At 60.4% G+C, this 18152-nt stretch carries 16 protein-coding genes; 2 read left to right on the forward strand and 14 right to left on the reverse strand.

The window, feature by feature from the left end; all coding sequences use genetic code 11:
- The 11 genes from HGEM_RS05455 to HGEM_RS05505 all read right to left on the reverse strand — a co-directional run bounded on the left by HGEM_RS05455 (nucleotide 1) and on the right by HGEM_RS05505 (nucleotide 13127).
- Entirely contained in the window at nucleotides 1-384 is a 384-nt protein-coding gene (locus tag HGEM_RS05455) for an ATP-binding protein (protein ID WP_019128406.1), read from the reverse strand.
- Nucleotides 377-997, reverse strand: a complete 621-nt coding sequence (locus HGEM_RS05460) for a hypothetical protein (RefSeq protein ID WP_019128407.1) — start codon at nucleotides 995-997, stop codon at nucleotides 377-379. Before HGEM_RS05460 ends, HGEM_RS05455 begins: the two co-directional genes overlap by 8 nt.
- A 102-nt stretch (nucleotides 998-1099) precedes the next feature.
- Nucleotides 1100-2449 carry a replication-associated recombination protein A gene (locus tag HGEM_RS05465; protein WP_081580851.1) on the reverse strand — a complete coding sequence of 450 codons (1350 nt, stop codon included), beginning with the start codon at nucleotides 2447-2449 and terminating at the stop codon, nucleotides 1100-1102.
- Nucleotides 2450-2459: 10 nt separating this feature from the next.
- On the reverse strand, nucleotides 2460-3731 hold the full coding sequence (locus HGEM_RS05470; protein WP_019128409.1) for a deoxyguanosinetriphosphate triphosphohydrolase family protein: 1272 nt from the start codon (nucleotides 3729-3731) through the stop codon (nucleotides 2460-2462).
- 78 nt (nucleotides 3732-3809) lie between these two features.
- Nucleotides 3810-4247 (reverse strand): prepilin peptidase, encoded by a 438-nt coding sequence (locus HGEM_RS05475; RefSeq protein ID WP_019128410.1) that lies wholly within the window; start codon nucleotides 4245-4247, stop codon nucleotides 3810-3812.
- Complete coding sequence (locus HGEM_RS05480) at nucleotides 4244-5641, reverse strand: hypothetical protein (RefSeq protein WP_019128411.1); 1398 nt, start codon at nucleotides 5639-5641, stop codon at nucleotides 4244-4246. Before HGEM_RS05480 ends, HGEM_RS05475 begins: the two co-directional genes overlap by 4 nt.
- A gap of 116 nt (nucleotides 5642-5757) precedes the next feature.
- The gene (locus HGEM_RS05485) at nucleotides 5758-6999 is read right to left on the reverse strand and encodes a glycosyltransferase family 2 protein (protein ID WP_035101392.1); all 1242 of its coding nucleotides are present in this window, start codon (nucleotides 6997-6999) and stop codon (nucleotides 5758-5760) included.
- 230 nt (nucleotides 7000-7229) lie between these two features.
- The gene (locus tag HGEM_RS05490; RefSeq protein WP_019128413.1) at nucleotides 7230-8249 is read right to left on the reverse strand and encodes an RluA family pseudouridine synthase; all 1020 of its coding nucleotides are present in this window, start codon (nucleotides 8247-8249) and stop codon (nucleotides 7230-7232) included.
- Nucleotides 8250-8251: 2 nt separating this feature from the next.
- Nucleotides 8252-8857, reverse strand: coding sequence for a signal peptidase II (gene lspA / locus HGEM_RS05495; RefSeq protein ID WP_019128414.1), 606 nt, complete (start codon nucleotides 8855-8857; stop codon nucleotides 8252-8254).
- Nucleotides 8858-8982: 125 nt separating this feature from the next.
- Complete coding sequence (gene ileS, locus HGEM_RS05500; RefSeq protein ID WP_019128415.1) at nucleotides 8983-11820, reverse strand: isoleucine--tRNA ligase; 2838 nt, start codon at nucleotides 11818-11820, stop codon at nucleotides 8983-8985.
- A 473-nt stretch (nucleotides 11821-12293) separates the two neighbouring features.
- Nucleotides 12294-13127: a Cna B-type domain-containing protein gene (locus tag HGEM_RS05505; protein ID WP_019128416.1), complete on the reverse strand. Its 834-nt coding sequence runs from the start codon at nucleotides 13125-13127 to the stop codon at nucleotides 12294-12296.
- Between the two features lie 376 nt (nucleotides 13128-13503).
- Between HGEM_RS05505 and HGEM_RS09730 the strand changes: the two genes are divergently transcribed.
- Together HGEM_RS09730 and HGEM_RS05515 are read left to right on the forward strand one after the other, a co-directional pair.
- Nucleotides 13504-14838, forward strand: a complete 1335-nt coding sequence (locus HGEM_RS09730) for a hypothetical protein (RefSeq protein ID WP_019128418.1) — start codon at nucleotides 13504-13506, stop codon at nucleotides 14836-14838.
- A 129-nt stretch (nucleotides 14839-14967) separates the two neighbouring features.
- Nucleotides 14968-15522 carry an NADPH-dependent FMN reductase gene (locus HGEM_RS05515; RefSeq protein WP_019128420.1) on the forward strand — a complete coding sequence of 185 codons (555 nt, stop codon included), beginning with the start codon at nucleotides 14968-14970 and terminating at the stop codon, nucleotides 15520-15522.
- An 81-nt stretch (nucleotides 15523-15603) separates the two neighbouring features.
- On the opposite strand, the gene HGEM_RS05520 is transcribed toward HGEM_RS05515, so the two are convergent.
- The 3 genes from HGEM_RS05520 to HGEM_RS05530 form a co-directional block, all read right to left on the reverse strand.
- The gene (locus HGEM_RS05520; RefSeq protein ID WP_338081888.1) at nucleotides 15604-16194 is read right to left on the reverse strand and encodes a 2-thiouracil desulfurase family protein; all 591 of its coding nucleotides are present in this window, start codon (nucleotides 16192-16194) and stop codon (nucleotides 15604-15606) included.
- Between the two features lie 257 nt (nucleotides 16195-16451).
- A complete protein-coding gene (locus HGEM_RS05525) occupies nucleotides 16452-16967 on the reverse strand; it encodes a zinc-ribbon domain-containing protein (protein ID WP_019128422.1) in 516 nt (171 codons plus the stop codon).
- Between the two features lie 167 nt (nucleotides 16968-17134).
- Nucleotides 17135-18148 carry an NYN domain-containing protein gene (locus tag HGEM_RS05530; RefSeq protein WP_019128423.1) on the reverse strand — a complete coding sequence of 338 codons (1014 nt, stop codon included), beginning with the start codon at nucleotides 18146-18148 and terminating at the stop codon, nucleotides 17135-17137.
- Nucleotides 18149-18152 lie beyond the last annotated feature (4 nt).

Raw genomic sequence — 18152 nt, forward strand, 5'->3', positions numbered from 1 at the left:
TCAGACATCCGCCTTGAGTTCGAGATGGAGTCGTGCGGGGGCGTCGGTCTTCTCGTATGCGTCGCAAACCGCCGTGAGGATAAGGCCCGCATAGGCCGCGGGGCTATCGGGTTCAGGATCGGCGACGGCACCCTCGCCAAGATCGACGTCGAGAGCAACATGCTCGTCGTCGACGGTGAAGATGAGCGAGACGCACTCCCCTGCATCGACCGAGCAAGCAAAGATGAACGCTTCCTCGGCGGCCATGCGCAGATCTTCCACGCGGTCGACCGACATCGACGAAAGGGCAGCCACGTTGGCAGCCGTCATACGAACGAGCCGCGCCAACCGCGGGTCGGCAGCGACCGTAAGAACGATGGGATCGAGTGCCTGGGTCTTAGTCATTGGTGGAATCTCCCTGGTTCGAAGGGACGGAATCGGCAGCAGCGGTCTCTGCTTCTGAAGAAGCGGAAGACGGCTCGGAGTCGTAGGTGTAATAGCGCGGCGCGGGCGCGGGCGCGGGTGCCTCAGCGGGAGCATCCTCAGGGGCGCTCGTCGAAACAGCCTCGCGAGAGGAATCCGACCCCTCGTTGAGCGCGCGCTCGGGATCGGGCGAGCCGGGTTTGAACTTCCCGAGCAACTTCTGGACCGCCTCCGATGCCGAGTCGGCGACGCCCGAGACAGCATTGCCGGCATTCGCCGCGGCGCCCGTTACCGTAGAGACATCGCGCACGACGGCCTCAACTTCGATAAGGTTCGACGTCAACGCGTCGACCGCAACGTTCGCAGACTTGAGCAGCGGCTCGACCTGCGTGAGCGCAGGCTGCAGCTCGTCGATGGCGCCATCGAGCTTGGCAACGACCGGACGGGTCTCGGCAAGCATGTCGTTCACCTCGCCCATGGTCTTGTCGAGCGAGTCGACCGTAGTCCGCGCGCGGCGGATGGTGAGAGCGAGCTCGATCACCGCCCATATTCCAGCGATGACGAGTAGAACGAGTAGGATATGGAGGGGATCCATTGAGCCTCCTTGAGCTGGCCAGAAACACATATGTGATGATTCTACCCCATCGCATGACGTTCTTACCCCCTACGCGTTGTTGTCACAAACGCGCGCGGAGAACTACGCCTGCCCGCCGCCACCCCTCGAACAGGGCCCCTGCTCGAACCGGTACTGCTCCCAGCCACGCCCATCGGGGCTCCAGAAGCAGCCACGCTCCAAACCGTCGGGAAGATAGCGCTGCTCCACCCAGCCCTCAGGATAGTTATGCGGATAAAGGTACTCTCCGTATTCATCTGAACCGGGCCGATGCCTGTCGCGCAGATAGCTCGGCACCTCGCGCTGCCCACTCGTCCGAACGTCTGCAAGCGCCGCGTCGATCGCCGCCTCTGCAGCATTCGACTTGGGTGCAAGCGCGTTATAGATGGCAGCCTGCGCAAGATTAATGCGGCACTCGGGGTATCCGATCACCTCCGCGGCCTTGAACGCGGCTTCGGCAACAAGGAGCGCCTGGGGATCGGCGTTCCCGATATCCTCTGAAGCGGCGATCATGATACGCCGGGCGATAAACTTCGGGTCTTCGCCGGCATCGATCATGCGGGCAAGCCAATACACCGCGGCATCCGGGTCGCTGCCGCGCATCGACTTGATGAACGCGGAGATGATGTCGTAGTGCATATCGCCGTTCTTATCGTATGAGAGCCCGCGGCGAGGGTTCGCCATCTGAACATCTTCAATCGTGATGACGTACGCCTCCCCCTCGCCAGGCTCCGACGTGCCCTCGGTATCTGGCCGCGTTACGGCAATCTCGCTCGCAAGCTCAAGGGTTGTGAGCGCAGAGCGGGCATCGCCCGCGGCGAGCGTGCATATTGCAGAAACGACCTCATCCGATGCCTCGAAGCGGCGATCGAGCCCCTCGGGGGCAGTGAGCGCCCGACGCACGAGCACAGTTATGTCGTCGTCTGTAAGGTGCTCAAGCTCAACGACGCGAGAGCGCGAAAGCAAGGCGGCGTTTACCTCGAAGTACGGGTTTTCGGTCGTAGCTCCAATGAGTACGACGGTGCGGTTTTCAACTGCATGGAGCAGCGCATCTTGCTGGGAACGGCTGAAGCGGTGAATCTCGTCGATGAACAGGATGGTGCGGCGGTCGAACGCCATGAGCCTGCGCTCGGCCTCATCGATCTCGCGGCGAAGATCCTTGACCGAACCAGTGACCGCAGAAACCTCGACGAACTCGCTGCGCGTATGCGATGCGATGATATGCGCGAGCGTGGTCTTGCCCGTGCCGGCAGGCCCGTAGAGAATCACGCTGGAAAGCACATCATGCTCAATGGCGGAACGAAGCCATGAACCGGGCCCCACCGCCTTTCGCTGGCCCACATATTCATCGAGCGTGCTCGGGCGCATGCGCACGGCAAGCGGGGCGTTCTTGAGCTTCTTCTCCTTCTCGACCTGCTTGAAGAGGGTTTCCATGGTATCCAATCTATGCCTTGGGCTCGTGCTGACCTATGGGCTCGTTGATATAGGTGCGTTTGGGGAAGTGAATCTGGGGGAAGAACTTGCTCGCAAGCTCGGCAAAATAGCCGTCGGTCATGCTCGCGATGTAATCGACCACCGTCTGCTCGGGGTCGCTTTGCCAATCGTAGGTACGGCCGTAATGCGCAAGCTGCTCCTCGATGCGCGTAATATGGTGGCGGAAGATAAAACTCGATTCGTCGCGCTTATGGAGGTCGTCGAGGCAGCGCTCGTACATGAGCTCGAATGCACGTGCGAGAACCTCCGCACGCTCCCCTTCGATCCCGCTGGATCGATAGATCTTGGCATAGTTTTCCGCTTTGGCGCGGCGAATCTCCGCAAAGAGCTCCTCGCTCATCTCGATACGGTCCTTGCCGTAGCTGTGCTCGATGATATCGGCCGATGCATGCGTCAAGATCCACGAGTTGTACGCACCGCCCAAGCCATCTTCGAACGCGTCGCCGGTAAGCAGGCCCGCCTCTATGGCATCTTGGCGGTCGCGACCAACGTAGGCGATGATGTCCGAGATGCGCACCACGCAGCCCTCGAGCGTCATCGGCCTCAGATGTCCGATGACCGCGCCGCCGCCCGAAACGCATTCATCCACCACGCGGTCGAACTCGCCGAACGAGGAAAGGCCCGAGAGCTCAAATACGCGCTGCTCGTACTCGCCGTTATGGCAGAGCGCGCCGTCGAGCGTCTGAAGCGAGATGTTGCGCCCATAGAGCTTGTCGAGCACGCGGACAGAGTGCACGTTATGGAAGAACCAGCGACCTGTGCGCTCATGGAAGACGTCATTTAAGCAGCGCTCGCCCGCGTGCCCGAACGGGGTGTGCCCCAGATCGTGCCCGAGGCCGATCGCCTCAATAAGGTCGCAGTTCAAACCCAGCGCATAGCCAATATCGCGTGCGATGCGCGCCACGAGCTGCACATGAAGCCCGCGGCGTGAAAGGTCGTCGTTGCTTCTAAAGCTGAATACCTGCGTCTTGCCCGCATAGCGGTTGTAGGCGGGCATATGGAGAATCTTCTCGACATCGCGAACGAAAGCGGGCCGCCAGATGCTCGAACGGTCGGCGGGGCGCTCCTCGCGGCGGACTGCATCCTCGTCGGAGGTGCGATAGGGGTTTTTCCATCCCCGAGCGCGGTCATCGGACATGCGCTCGATGAGTTCATCGGAGAGCACATCGGGAATGGCATCCATGCGGGCGCGAACCTGATCGCGCGTCAACGGTTCCTGCATGACCGTCCTCCTTACCAGCATGAGTTGGTCATCCACTATCGTATCATCGCACATCGACAGGACACGAACAAGGGTTCGCTAACCAAATGAGGGGAGAAGGCCAAGGCAGATGAACGCGACGGCAAGAAACGGCAGGAGCGGAAGAGCCGGGCGATGCACCGCGATACCGGTAATCGCAAGACCGATCAGGGCGAGCGCGTAAGATATCACGCCTCGAACCGGAGCAGCGAGCACAAGGGAGAACAACGCCTTGATATCGCCAATCCCCTGTCCTGGTGCCCCGCGACGGGTTCTCCAAAACAATTCAAAGGCCAGGAGCATGCCGCATATGACAAAGGCAGCAAGCGCATTGAGGGCAAGCGCCTCCACGCCTCCCGATGCAAGCGCTGCGATGGCGGAGGCAGCAGCGAGCAATATGGCGAGAACGTTCGGAAGCCGGCGTTTGCGAGCATCGATTGTCCCTGCAAGCAGCAAGAGCGCATTCAACACCGCGAAGGCAGCCGATCGGTTGATCACCTATCTACCACCAGACATCCCATGTTCAGACGTCCAGCGAACTCCCCGATCACCGCAGACTGGCCGCATCGCGTGAACACGCCGGCAAATCGGTTCCGGAAGAGAAAGAGCCCCTCCATGTTCATATAGGGCTCGAACGGCCGGCCGATACCGGCTGCCCCGCCCTCAACGTTTAAGGTCGCGTACGGCGTCACATACTCTTGAACCGTGCCACGGGTCTGCGCCATCTGGGCGAGAACCTCGGCCCATTCCTCGTCGGTGCAATCTTGGCCGGCACGCACACCAAGGCTGTTGTAGCCGTCGCGGGGCTTGGCGATCCAACGCGTGCGGTCCGCAAATCGCGTAAGGTCGCTCTGGCTATCGAGCATATAGGTAGCAGGCACGTGCTCGCGAACGAAGGCAAGCTCCTCCTCGTCGAGCACCTGTCGCGCCGCCGGGCTATGGAGCACGGCGAATACCGTCTTGGTCGCACAGGGCCACGTCCGAAATCCACCTACGATGGGCACGACGCCATCGGCGGCACATGCCATGAACGCATCGGCGCCCGGACAGGGTTTCTCCAGCATCTCGGAGATAACGACGCGCCTCCATACGCAGTCGATAGGACCCACGGCATCGGTGAGCGCACCGTCCTCATAACGAAGGTCGCGGATGTCCGCAAAGCGCAGCCGCGCACCGTGCTCGGAGAACACGCGAGCGAATTCATCGATCTCCTCGCGGGCGATGCTCTCGGCATAATCGACGGCGGCCACCTCGGGCACGGCGGCTTTCCCGCCCGTTTCGCGATAGCAGTCAAGCACGGCGGAAGCGCATGCACCGTAAATGTCGAACGTTGAGACCGCGTGGCGCGATGCAAACGTCTTCCCCGTCTTGGTAAGCAGATTCGTCTTCGTGACCTCCTCGGTCACGAGCATGCCCGAAGAACCATCGGTGTTGAGCTCGCAGAACTTGAACGAGCCCGTTTCCTCGTCCAGAAAGATGTCGACGCGGGCAATGGGAATCTGCGTCCCGAAGGCATTGGGCATGCAGGCGAGACGTTCAATGCGCGGATCGAGCTCGAACGCGGCGCGAAAGCCCTCGTCCTCTACGAAGCGAAGCGTCACCTTGTCCATGATGCGCCCCATGGTCTCAGCAATCCACGCAAGATAGCCTAGGTCGCGGCGAGAGAACACCTTGGGAACAAAACTCCATTGCACGGGGCCGCCGTGATAGAGCGCATTGGTAGTGAGCAGGTGGGCATCACCCGCCACGTGAGACGAGGCATCACCTTCGAGCTCGCGGGCGATATCGATGTATTCGGCCTGGAGCGAGCAGCTGCCCAAAGGTGCCGGATGGTCGCATGCGGGAGCAATGGGCGTTGCCGTGCGACCGTGGATAAGGTTTTGCTGCTCCATAGGTGCTCCTTTCGATTGCCACATCAAGCACGCGATGGCTCGGGTTCGCAAGACGCTCAAAACACCGCGCCCCTGCAAAAGCTTTGGCGCGCGGGCCCAGCCAGGTCATAAGCGGCTTAGCTCGCCTCGCCTACCACATCGTCAAGGGTGAGTGCGAGGCTATGAGGGGTGGGCACCCAGTCGACCTTAAGGAAGAGCGCGGCCACGATGAGCGGGATGTAGGTGAACATGAAGATGGGGAACGTAAAGAGGTTCAAGACGATGCGCCAACGCTGCGGGCAATGGATATGCTTGTACTCAAAGACGGTGGTGAGCAGCCCCAGCACGAAATACGTCTGGTACAGGGTGAAAAGCGTCATGATGATCGACTCGAAACAGTTTTCGAGCTCAGCGTCGGTGGCAAGGAACCCATGGCTCAGCAGCCCTACGACGAGAAACGCGCCGTTTGCAAGAATCGAGATGAGCGTTATGAGGTTGCCGGGCGCAACCGTCATGAGCATATCGTATGCGGCAAAATGGCGCCTGGTGAAAAGCGTCTTTACCAATCGTCCACCATAGGTGAAGAACACCTGGTAGAACCCCTTGGTCCAGCGCATGCGCTGCCTCCACGATGCCGCGAAGGTAACCGGCTGCTCGTCAAAGAACTCAGCGGGTGCATAGGCGATGCGCACCCCATGGACGGCGCAGAACGTGGAAAACTGGATGTCTTCGGTAAGCGAATGGAACTGCCAACCGCGCATGCCCTCGACGATCTTGGCAGAGATAAGGTATCCGGACCCCGAAACCGCACAGGAGGTCCCGCAGATCATGCGCGCGTTGTTGAGGAAGCGCGCCTCGCGCAAAAACGCGGTAGCATACGCCGCCGAGATCCAGGAGCTGCCGAAGTTCTTAGAGTTGCGATAGCTCGTCACCGCCATATAACCCTGGTCAAAGGCATCATTCATGATGCGGGTGTATTCAGGGCTAATCAGGTTGTCTGCATCGAAGATGAAGAACCCTTCGTGCACGCCCGGGTATTCACGCAGAATTCGCTCGAACCCGTAATCCATAACCCAGCTCTTGCCCTTGCGCGCAAGGTCGTTGCGCTCGTAAACGATGGCGCCGGCCTCGCGGGCCGCACGGGCGGTTTCGTCTGTGCAGGCATCGGCCACCACGAAGACATCGATGAGCACCTGCGGGTAGTCTTGCTGCTTGATGGAGCGAACGAGGTTGGCGATGACCGCCTCCTCGTTATGGGCGGCGATGAAGTACGCATAGTGATGGAGTGTCTTGGCCTTGGGATAGCGATATTCGCCCTTCACGATGCCGATGAAGAAGAAGACGATCTGGTAGAAAAAGATGACCCCGAACAGCACCATGACGATCAGGTTGAACTTCACGATGGGCGTAGCGCTAAGAAACGCGCCGACGGGATCGTTAAGGAGGAATTGAAGCACGGCATTCTCCATGGTCGCAATGCATACGTGTTGTTAGTCTAGTCGAGCGCCCACCACTGGTAAGCCCATCTCAAGGCATCTACACAGACATGCCAACGAGCGCCCCTCCCAAAATGAATCGCAGACACCGGGTGTTGGCGATTCACGGAGCGTCACCACTCCAGAAGCTGCGGGATGATCTTGTCGCCCGCCGGTGTTCGACCGATCGAAAGCGACTCAATATCCTCGAGCACCGCAGCGAGGTCCCAGGGAAGCGTGTCGCGGCACTCAATGGCCTCCCCTGTTACCGGGTGCGTGAACGCAACGCGCCAAGAGTGAAGGAACTGCCTTGCGAGACCGCGGTCGGCGCGCTCAGTCCCCTTCCCCTTGCCATAGAGAGGGTCTCCAACGAGCGGATGGTTGATATGCCGCATATGGACGCGGATCTGATGCGTGCGGCCGGTATAGAGATGGCATTCGACGAGCGTGTAGCCGTCATCGGTACGGCTAGCTTCGAAGCGTTCAAGAACCTTGAACGTGGTGATCGCCTGGCGAGCGAATGGATCGTCCGAGACCGCCATCTTCACCCGGTCGCGCGTCGAACGGGCAATCCCCGTGCTGATGGTGCCCTCATCGTGCGCGATATAGCCGTGAACGAGCGCGATATAGCGCCGGTCGAGGGTGCGCAGGCGGATGAGGTCCTGAAGCGCGCGCTGGGTCTCATCGTCCTTCGCGGCAAGCATGAGCCCGGAGGTATCGCGGTCAAGGCGATGCACGATGCCGGGGCGGTCCTCCCCTTGCAATGTCCCCAGATGCTCGAGACCGCAATGGTACACGAGCGCGTTCGCGAGCGTGCCGTCCGCATGGCCGTGCGCCGGATGGCACACCAGACCACGCTGCTTGGACAAGACGATGAGGTACTCGTCTTCGAAGCGAATATCGAGCGGAATGGGCTGTGGGATCACCGCACCGGAAAGCGCCTCCTCCTCGGGAAGCTCGACCGAGATGCGGTCGCCCGCCGCAACGGCATACTTCTTCGAAAGGCACACCTCACCGTTCACGGCGACGGCGCCAGCCTCCACAAGACGCGCGCACGCGGAGCGCGAAGGACACGAATCCTGAGCCCCTAGATAAGCATCGAGCCTTGTTCCCGCATCGGGCTCAGCTACAAGAATATGGAGGTCGCCTGGCATGGTTAACGCCCCTTCCGCCCGCTCTTGCGTGAGGCGCGCCGCCGTATAGCGCTATCGGCATGGGCGGTTCGCTCGGCTTCGGCGCGCTCCCGCGCAGCGAGGTTTGCGGGAGAGAGGAAAATGAAACCGATCAGCGCGACGGCGACGCCCACGGTGATGCCGATATCGGCAATGTTGAAAACGGGAAAATCGATGAAAGCTGTAGCGATAAAATCGGTCACAACGCCATGGACGACGCGGTCGATGGCGTTACCCACCGCTCCGCCGCACACAAGCGCCAGGCCAACGACCTCCCAAGACGAGACGAGCGGGGCCCGCAAGAGGTAGATAAGCGACGCCATGACCATGATCACAGCGAGTGTGACGAAAACGAGGGTGCAGCCCTCCCCCAGCCCGAACGCGGCGCCTTCGTTATAGACGAGCTCGAAATTGAGAATCCCGGGGATTACCTGGACACCCACTGTGCCCGCAGGAGATAGCGCAACGCGCACGACCGCCTTGGAGATCTGGTCGAAGCACGCAACCGTGACACCGACCACCAAAAGCACGCCGAGCCTCCACAGGAGCGGCGGCTTGAACTCTTTGACGTCCACACGCTTCTTTGCCACAACCAAACCTTCCAACTTGAACCAAGTGTCCAGGCACCATCCGCCTCGTTCAACATGAGACACTTGTGCCTGGCACAATTGTCTCATGCGGGGCAAGGCGACCAGCACCCTGCCCCGCGATTGTCCTATTCGAGCGCGGCGGCGCAGCGGGAGCAGATGTGCTCGTGCTCGCCATGCACGCCGGTGTCCTCGCGATAGTTCCAGCAGCGATCGCAACGCTCGCCACGGGCGGCATCGACGGTGACGGTGATGCCGTCGTCCTCAGCATCTTCGTTCTCCATAAGCGCAACCTCGGAGACGATGAAGAACTCGGCAAGGTCGATGCCGCGCTCACCGGTAAGGAGCGCAAAGTCCGAAGACGGAACCGTAGCGGAGATGCGAACTTCCTGGCTCTTGGTGAAGGTGCCGGCCGTGCGCGCATCCTCGAGCGCCTTGGTCACCGCGCCACGAAGGGTGAGGGCAGCGGTTAGGACCTCGGAATAATCATTGGCCTCTTCGACCGAGATGGGGGCCTGGTACCAATCGAGCATGGCCGCGTAGGTTTCACCGCCGCGGCAACCAGCGGGCGCATAGGCCATGACCTCGTCGCAGGTGAAGGCAAGGATGGGCTGGAGATCACGCAGGAGCATGCTCAGCAGCTCGGAGAGCACCGTCTGAGCGCTGCGGCGCGCGAGCGAACCGGGCTTCTCGCAGTAGAGCCGGTCCTTCAGCGCGTCGAGGTAGACATTCGAGAGCTCCGTGACCACGAAGTCGTAGAGCACGCGATAGGCGCGGTTGAACTCATAGCCCGCATAGGCTGCGTCGACCTCGGCCTGCACCTGCGTCAAGCGCGCGACCATGAGCTGGTCGAGAGCGGTGAGGTCGGAGAAAGGAACGCCGTCGGTCTCAGGCTCGAACTGCCCCTCAAGCTCACCCAGCAGGAAGCGGAAGGTGTTGCGGAAGCGGCGGTATGCATCGGAGGTGCGGGCAAGAATCTCATGGTCGATGGCGACGTCGGTCGAGGTATCGACGCTCGCAACCCAAAGTCGGATGATATCGGCACCCATCTCGTCGCAGACCTTGTTGGGATCGATCACGTTGCCCAGGCTCTTCGACATCTTGCGGCCCTGGCCGTCGAGCGTGAAGCCCTGGCTCACCACGGCCTTGTACGGAGCCACGCCATTTGCGCCCACGCTCGTGAGGAGAGAGCTCTGGAACCACCCGCGATGCTGATCGGAGCCCTCGAGATACATGTCCGCCGGATACTCGAGCTCCTCGCGGTTCTCGCAGACGGCCTTCCAGGAGACGCCGGAATCCCACCAGACGTCGAGGATATCGCGGTCCGCCTTGAGATGGTGCCCACCGCACTTGGGGCACACGCAGGCCTCGCCCAGGTACTCCTCAGGCGCGTCAGTAAACCAGGCATCGGAGCCCTTCTCCTTGAAGAGGGCGATCACGGCGTCGAGCGTCGCGTCGTTCATGACCTTTTCACCGCAGTCGGCGCAGGTATAGCTCGGAATCGGCACGCCCCAGTTGCGCTGGCGGCTGATGCACCAGTCGGGGCGGCCCTCCACCATGGACCCAATGCGGTTCTTGGCGTGATCGGGGTACCACGTCACATGGTTGAGCACCTGATCGAGCGCCTCGCCGCGTAGATTGGTCTCGTCCATAGAAACGAACCACTGGTCGGTTGCACGGAAGATGACCGGGTTCTTGCAGCGCCAGCAATGCGGATAGCTGTGGTTGATCTTCTTCTCGGCAACGAGCGTACCGCGCTCGCGCAAAAACTCGATGATGTGCGGGTTAGCCTCATCGGTGTCCATGCCAGAGAAGGGACCGCCCGTTCCCAGGCCGTCACCTGCGTAGAAGTGGCCATCGTCATCAACCGGCATGATGATCGGCAGGTTGCAGCGCATGCCCGTGTAATAGTCGTCCACACCATGGCCAGGGGCGGTATGAACGCACCCGGTACCATCTTCAAGCGTAACGTAATCGGCCGTGACGATCCTGCCCTGCACATCCGAGAAGATCGGGTGCGTATAGGTGATGTCGACGAGCTCTTCGCCGTGGACGCTCCACGGTTCGGCGGCACCCTCGGGCACGTACAGGCAAGCATCCTCGATGCCGGCCACCCCATGGAAGACCTTCTCCCAGAGCGCCTTGGCCATGATGCCCAAGCGGCCCTCTGCCTCGACGGCGATGTAGTCGGCGTCGGCGAGCAACGCCACGCCGGCGTTCGCGGGAAGCGTCCAAGGGGTCGTGGTCCAAATCACCACATCGACCGGCACACCCGCCGCACGCAGTGCCTCGGGCACGTCGATGAGTTCAAAGCGAACGAAGACAGACGGCGAGACCTCATCGGAATACTCGATCTCGGCCTCGGCGAGAGCGGTATGGCAGTGCTTGCACCAATGGACCGGCTTGCGGCCGCGATAGATCATGCCCTTATCGAACATGGCCTTGAAGACCTCGATATCCGCGGCATCGTGTTCATGATAGAGCGTGAGATACGGGTTATCCCAGTCGCCGAGCACGCCAAGGCGCTTGAATCCCTCGCGCTGCAGGTCGATGTTCTCAACAGCAAACTTGTTGCAGAGCTCGCGAATCTTTGCCGTGGGCGTGGCGTTGAACTTCTTGGTGCCGAGCATCTCCTCGACCTTATGCTCGATGGGCTGGCCATGGCAGTCCCAACCGGGCACATACGGCGTCTGCTCGCCCTGCATGGCGTGATACCGCATGATGATGTCTTTGGAGATCTTGTTCATGGCATGGCCGATGTGAATCGGACCGTTCGCATACGGAGGGCCATCGTGAAGGACGAATTTCTTGTGCCCTTCGTTTTTCTTCTGCAGCTGCTCGTATACATGGTTCTCGTACCAAGCTGCCAGGCGCTTGGGCTCGTTCTTAGGAAGCCCGCCACGCATGGGGAAGCCCGTCTTGGGCAACTGCATCGTGTCGTTGTACTTACTTTTCTCCTTCGCCATGTGCCCTCCTCGCTACAGGCGGAACACTGGCGCGGCGCCCCGCCGTCGTGGGCGCCTAAGAAAAAGCGCCCGTCCCTTAAAGCTGGGACGAAGCGCTTCCAGAATCTCGCTGCCGCAGCATGTGCGGCCACAAGCTTAAAGCTCCTCGCTCTACCACCCAGCTTAGGTGCCCCTGCTGCCTGGCGACAGCCCGCACCCTTTACTCGGCTGGTCCATCACGGCGACCATCCCGGCGACGCCTACTGAAATGAATCAAAACGGGACGGGGTTGTTTTGCACACTCCGCCAAATCGGGCTCATTCGTTCGGGCCGCAGCTCCGGGGTGATTTTCGCTCGGTCGCACCGGCGAGCTTCTCAGCTACCGCTCGCTCTCTTAACAGTGCGGAGGCCGGCTACTCCTCCCCATCACAGCCATTGCGCGGTATTGTAGCACGTTTGCATGGCTGTGATGGGTGAGCGAGGACTCTTCACGTCTATGACTGCTTCTTCGCAAGCCCCATTCCTGCCAGAAGGATGATGGAGCCCGCGCCCGCAGCCAAAAGATAGACGGACGAATCGCCGGTTTGCGGGAGCTCCGGTGCTTCCGAAGATACCTTTTCGCGATTGCCGCCGGCTACAGGCGCCTCAGCGCTGGAAGTGGCGTCGGGAGCATCCGGCGTCGAATTGCCAGGCTCCGTCGGTGCAACCGGATCTTCTGGATTGGAAGGCGTTTCGGGTTGAACCGGACCGACCGGGTCTTCTGGACTCACAGGACCTGGGTCCTTGGGGTCGCCCGGCTCCTCGACCGCCTTCGTGTTGGTCACGTCGATGTACCCAGATAGCATATCCCCACTAAAGCCTTTCTCTATAGAGGAGGTATACCCGGAGGGAACATCGAGCTCTTCAGCCTCGATGCCTCGTATGCGCGAACCACCGGTAATCGTCTCTATCTGCACTTCCCAACCATTTTCCTCTGAGAGCACCAGGGTCCAGTCGTCGTCAGTTCCCAGAATCCCGTCCGGCCCCTCAGCCGACAGCTTATCATCGCTGCTTCCGCCGTTATGCGAGACGAGGGAGAAGTAATCGATAGGCTCATCGCTACGAGCCTCCACGGCGTCGATCTTCACACGCACCCTCACCGAATCAGGCCGCGCTCCGTCCTTATTATCAGAATCCTCCCATATCTTTTCTACCGTAATGTACGATGAACCCGACTCCTCCTTTGCACGGGCAGTTGTTGGAAACGCTACCGGATACGTGGCCGCCGCGAGCGCGAGCGTCGCGATAGCAAGCAGCCCCCGCATTATCGTTTTCTTCATGAAGCCCATCCCTTTCTTGCGTCAATCGCATGCAGGTGAATGACCCAGCGCGAACATCCTTGCCGTGCCGGATGCAACCCAAGCATCGAGGTGGACTTTACCGAGGAATCGCCCCACGGGCGTTCCTCGAACCGTCACGCGCGGCACCCGTCATGTGCAGGAACGATGGTTTCGCTAACAAATCTGTTAGAGGGTACGTTCGCAGCTGGGCCGCTCGGGAACATGTAGCCCTAGCCTTGTAACAATTCGAACCTCGGGCGCACCCAGGTGGAACGACTTAGGAACGAATCTCGTACTCGCGCGTCATAGGCTCGAGCCCACCATAGATATCCAGCTCGCAATACATCGCGAGAACACACCGTCCAGCAAGCGAATGGAAGCCATCATGCAAACCCAGCTTTTATCACACTCCATCGGTAACGCTGCCTCTGCCCCGATGGAATACTGCGAGGCATCGCCCGTCGGAATCGTCCACTTTAGAGCACGCGATTTCAGCATTGTCGGCTGCAACGAACAGGCATGGCGCATCGTGGGTATCGACTCAAGCGATGCAGGCCTTCGTGCTGCGGTAAGCGAAAGCATAGATCGCCTCGTACCCTTAGCGGACCAGGGGCCGTTTCGAACGCTGCTCGAGGAGGCGGGCGCCGCCCAGCCACCAACCGAATTCGATACGCGCATCAGGCGTGCAGACGGAACCCCCATCGAAATCGCATGCTGGCTCTCACGCCTTCCCAACCTTGATGAACAAGGGGGCATCTATCAGCTTGTCATCGTGGATGTCACGCAAAAGCGCGACGCATCGCGCGCGAAGAGCCGCGCTCGCCGCGCCCAGGAGCTCGCGCTCATCTACGACACCGTTCTTCTCGTTGAACCGAATGAGCAGCGCGCCCGTTGCCTCAAGTTCGCTCAAGATGAACGCCTCGCGAGCTTGGGCACCCTGCGAGTAAGCCTATCCGATGCAGTCGACCAACTCATCGAGCATCTGCCCGCCGCGCAAGATCAAACCACTCTCAAGGCGTTCATCGAGGCAGCGTGCCATGCATATCGATGCAGCAAGCCGTTTGCCGCCGTCCCGCAACGAATGGTATTCGCCGGACGAAGTGAGCCGACCGGCAAGGCAGCAGATTACCGTGAAGCTATCCTTGTCGATGCAGACGGCGGGGCATTCTTCCTGTGTTCGCGCTTTATTGGAGCCATGAACGCCGCCCCGAACACGGCCGTTCCCGGCAAAACCTTACCGGCAGAAAGCCAGCAGACTTCGGGATTGAACCGGGAAATCGTCGATACGATGCCCCGCATCGAGATCCGTACGTTCGGCTACTTCGACGTGTTTGTCGATGGTCGGCCTATCGCATTTCGAAGCGAGAAGGCCAAGGAGCTGCTCGCCCTGCTTGTTGACCGAAGGGGCGGTTATGTAACTTCAGCCGACATCATCACGGCGCTTTGGGAAGATGAGCCGATAACCGCCCAGACGCGTACTCGCTGCCGGAAAGTGGCCCTTCGGCTCAACCGAACGCTCGAAGCAAACGGGGCGGCGCATATCATGGAGTCGGTACGGGGGAAGCGCCGCATCGTGCCGGAGGCGGTCGCCTGCGACCTCTTTGATTTTCTTTCTCCCGTTCCAAACAGGAAAGCCGCCTTTAGAGGCAGCTATCTGAAGAACTATAGCTGGGCCGAGGCCACGCTGGCCGAGCTCATGCAAAACTACTATCGAAGCTGAACGAAGGTCCGTCCGTCGATGCTTTTCAAAGATACGTGGGCGGACGCGTCATTCTGCGTCGATATGGGGCATACGGTATGTAGCAATACCATGCCGCATGCCAAGAGCATCTAACCGAAAGGAATCGAAATGCATATCGTCGCCATCGCAGGTTCCCTTCGCCAGGGAAGTATGAACCGCCAGCTCGCCGAGTCCGCAGGCCGCATCGTATACGAGCTCGACCCGGCCGTCCAGTTCACCCTGCTCGATTGGGCCGATGTGCCCTTGTTCAACGAGGACATCGAGCGGCCCGCACCGCCAGCCGTCGCGCGGGTGCGCGAGCAAATTCTCGATGCCGACGGCATCTGGTTCTTCACACCCGAATACAACCATTTCTTCCCTGGCCCACTCAAGAATCTGCTCGATTGGCTTTCACGCCCTGTGAGCGCGGCGCAAGGCCAGGTTCTCGACGGCAAGCCAGCGGCAATTAGCGGCATTTCTGCAGGAGGTTCAGGAACCGCCATTGCCCAGGATCATCTGGTTGCGCTCATCTCGTTCCTCAACATGGACGTTATGAACAAACCGCGCCTCACGATTCCGTTCGGCTTCTCAAAGATGAACGATGGGGTACTCGACCTGGGAGACTCGCTCCCCTATCTTGAACGGCAGGCCCAAGCCTTCTTGAAGTTTGTCGCTAGCCGCTAGCCGCAAGGCGGCGAATGCCGCTTATATCATCGTTTGTGCTCGCATATCGGCACACCAACGACACGGTCGACGCGCCGCCACTCATCCAAGTCTTGCGAATTCAGCTAGGAACTCATCCGGTTGCATGACGCACAAACCATGCTGCCGCAGAAGCCGAACGAACACTCCGCTGCCAGGAACGAGCCGGCCTGAGAACGTACCGTCATAGACTTCCGAGGCGCCACAGGAAGGGCTGCGCGGCTGCAGGACCGCAAGGTCGCAACCGCCAGCAGCTTCAATGTGATCAAGCGCTCGCTTGGCACCAAGGCGAAACGCGGCATCCACGCTTTCCCCCGCCTGAGTGCGAACCTCACCGTGCACAATCTCGGCCGGAGGTCGCGGAATAGGAAGGCCACCGAGCACCTCGGGGCAAACCGGAATCACCTCATGGCCCGATAGCGCATCGACAAGCTCGGGGCATAGGTTGTTGCCCCCGCTATACTTGCAATTCTCGCCCAACAGGCACGCGCTTACCGCAATACGCACAATGCTCGTACCTCCCAACCTGTGCTCAAGACGCACAAACTTACTTAAGCGCGCACCCAGCACTTTTGACATGCAGGCGAACGCCGTTGGCGCCAGTGCATAACGCCTGCGCAAGAAAGACAATGCGTGAAAGTGCCCAAAAAGCATCTGGAGTACCCAAGGATGCAGGTTTTGGGCACTTTGAAGCCCAAAGCCGCAGCCTGTCCACTCCAAGATTCAAGTTTTGGGCACTTCCGGACAGAACGTCAAAGTACAGACAAAAAAGCCTTCAAAGAAAGAGCAGCTCAGACAGCACGTCCCTTTCGCGAAATGAAAGGGCTACTCTAGATGAGCGACCGGAAGTGCCCAAAACTTGAGCGCACGTTCGATCAAGATCGTTCGGGACCTATGTGTTCAGCGATTTCCTAGAGCTTCGCGCCGCACGACATGCAGAACGCGTCGCCCTCGTTGACGGGCGCGCCGCATCCAGGGCACGTGGGGCCCTCGGCAGGAGCCGGCGCAGGAGCGGGAGCCGGGGCTGCAGGAGCCAAAGCAGCCTGTACCTCAGCCATGGGCTTGCCGCACCCCGCACAGAACAGGTCGGTCGCGCTCATGCGCGAATGGCAGAATGGGCACTCGATCTGCGCTGCAGCCTGAGCGGACTCAGCAGCCTGGCGCTCGATCTCATCGAGCTGCGCCTGGATATTCGAACGCTCCTGGTCGATCTGAGCGATGCCATCGTACAGCTGCTCGCGGCCTGCACGGAAGGATTCGTCATCCTTCGTTGCCTCATACAGGCTTGCACCCAGCTGCGCAGCCAGCTGGGAACGGCGCTTGTTCGCATCGTTCAGCTGGCTCTTGAGCTTCATCGATTCAACACCGCGGTTGGCGCCGGCAACGCCACGGTTAAGCGAAGCTTGAACATCGTCAAGAAATCCCATGATTCCACCTTCTAACTCAAGCACCCATTGAAAGGCACCAATGAGAGATACCGATCGGGTTGCAAGGCACGGTGCCACGCATCCACGGCCACTATACCACGGCACTCAAACAGTGCGGTGGTGGCGCGGCCAATTAACACCGCGAACCACGTGCGCGAACACGCAGCTTACGATTCCTTGATGCGCAGATACATAGCCTTGGCACCCGAAGCGTTCGCGCGCTCATCGAACTCGTAGACGCCCATCGACTTCAGGAACGGACTAAGCTTGCGGTACCCGTAGTTACGCACGTCGAAATCGGGCAGGCGCTTGGGCAGCTCGCTACCGATAGTGCCGAGGAAGACCCATCCCTCCTCGTCGGAGAACTGGTCGATGACCGAATCGACCGCCGTGCGAATGCGCTTCATATGCCGCCGGCGCGCGGCGCGGCTAAGCTCGCTGAACTCTACATCGCCCAAGTCGGCCTCGGAGTCGGCTACCAGCGACGCATCGCCGCCCATATCGCCCGGGGAGCGCTTGGGGCGCACGGCCGCCTTTTCAGGTGCGGCCTGCTTATCCGCTAACTTCTCGACACCGGAGGACTTTGCCTTAGGCTTCTTCTGTGCCGCAGTGCCCTCGTCCTTGACGGTCTTCTTGGCCGTCCCCTTGCCGGCCTTTTTCTTGGCGGGCGCCTCGGCCGCAGTTTCCGCTTCGCGCTCCGCCTCGGCCTCCTCCTTCGCCTCCGCACGCTGCGCGGCATAGAGCAGGTCGAGGTACTTGAACTGGTTGCATGCGCTGATGAACGGCTCGGGCGTCTTCTGCTCGCCCATGCCGATCACCTGCATGCCGCTTTCGCGCAGGCGCGCGGCGAGTCGCGTGAAGTCCGAGTCGGAACTCACGATGGCGAATCCGTCCACGTTGCCGCTGTAGAGGATGTCCATCGCGTCGATGATCATCGCGGAATCGGTCGCGCTCTTGCCGTAGGTATAGCTGTACTGTTGGATGGGAATGATCGAATTCTCGAGCAGGCAGTTCTTCCACGAAACGAGGCGCTGACTCGTCCAATCGCCGTAGATGCGCTTGTACGTGGCAACGCCTGCGTTCGAAACCTCGTCGAGGATGATTTTGATGTACTTCTCCGAGATGTTGTCCGCGTCGATGAGGATGGCGAACCTGGGCTCGGAGCTGGTCTGAGCTGGCATACGG

It is taken from the genome of Enorma massiliensis phI (assembly GCF_000311845.1).
GTDB lineage: Bacteria > Actinomycetota > Coriobacteriia > Coriobacteriales > Coriobacteriaceae > Enorma > Enorma massiliensis.

Coding starts and splice junctions, on each gene's coding strand:
- HGEM_RS05455 (WP_019128406.1), bottom strand. CDS start 384: ATGACTAAGACCCAGGCACTCGATCCCATCGTTCTTACGGTCGCTGCC.
- HGEM_RS05460 (WP_019128407.1), bottom strand. CDS start 997: ATGGATCCCCTCCATATCCTACTCGTTCTACTCGTCATCGCTGGAATA.
- HGEM_RS05465 (WP_081580851.1), bottom strand. CDS start 2,449: ATGGAAACCCTCTTCAAGCAGGTCGAGAAGGAGAAGAAGCTCAAGAAC.
- HGEM_RS05470 (WP_019128409.1), bottom strand. CDS start 3,731: ATGCAGGAACCGTTGACGCGCGATCAGGTTCGCGCCCGCATGGATGCC.
- HGEM_RS05480 (WP_019128411.1), bottom strand. CDS start 5,641: ATGGAGCAGCAAAACCTTATCCACGGTCGCACGGCAACGCCCATTGCT.
- HGEM_RS05485 (WP_035101392.1), bottom strand. CDS start 6,999: ATGGTGCTGTTCGGGGTCATCTTTTTCTACCAGATCGTCTTCTTCTTC.
- HGEM_RS05490 (WP_019128413.1), bottom strand. CDS start 8,249: ATGCCAGGCGACCTCCATATTCTTGTAGCTGAGCCCGATGCGGGAACA.
- ileS (WP_019128415.1), bottom strand. CDS start 11,820: ATGGCGAAGGAGAAAAGTAAGTACAACGACACGATGCAGTTGCCCAAG.
- HGEM_RS05505 (WP_019128416.1), bottom strand. CDS start 13,127: ATGGGCTTCATGAAGAAAACGATAATGCGGGGGCTGCTTGCTATCGCG.
- HGEM_RS09730 (WP_019128418.1), top strand. CDS start 13,504: ATGCAAACCCAGCTTTTATCACACTCCATCGGTAACGCTGCCTCTGCC.
- HGEM_RS05515 (WP_019128420.1), top strand. CDS start 14,968: ATGCATATCGTCGCCATCGCAGGTTCCCTTCGCCAGGGAAGTATGAAC.
- HGEM_RS05520 (WP_338081888.1), bottom strand. CDS start 16,194: ATGCTTTTTGGGCACTTTCACGCATTGTCTTTCTTGCGCAGGCGTTAT.
- HGEM_RS05525 (WP_019128422.1), bottom strand. CDS start 16,967: ATGGGATTTCTTGACGATGTTCAAGCTTCGCTTAACCGTGGCGTTGCC.
- HGEM_RS05530 (WP_019128423.1), bottom strand. CDS start 18,148: ATGCCAGCTCAGACCAGCTCCGAGCCCAGGTTCGCCATCCTCATCGAC.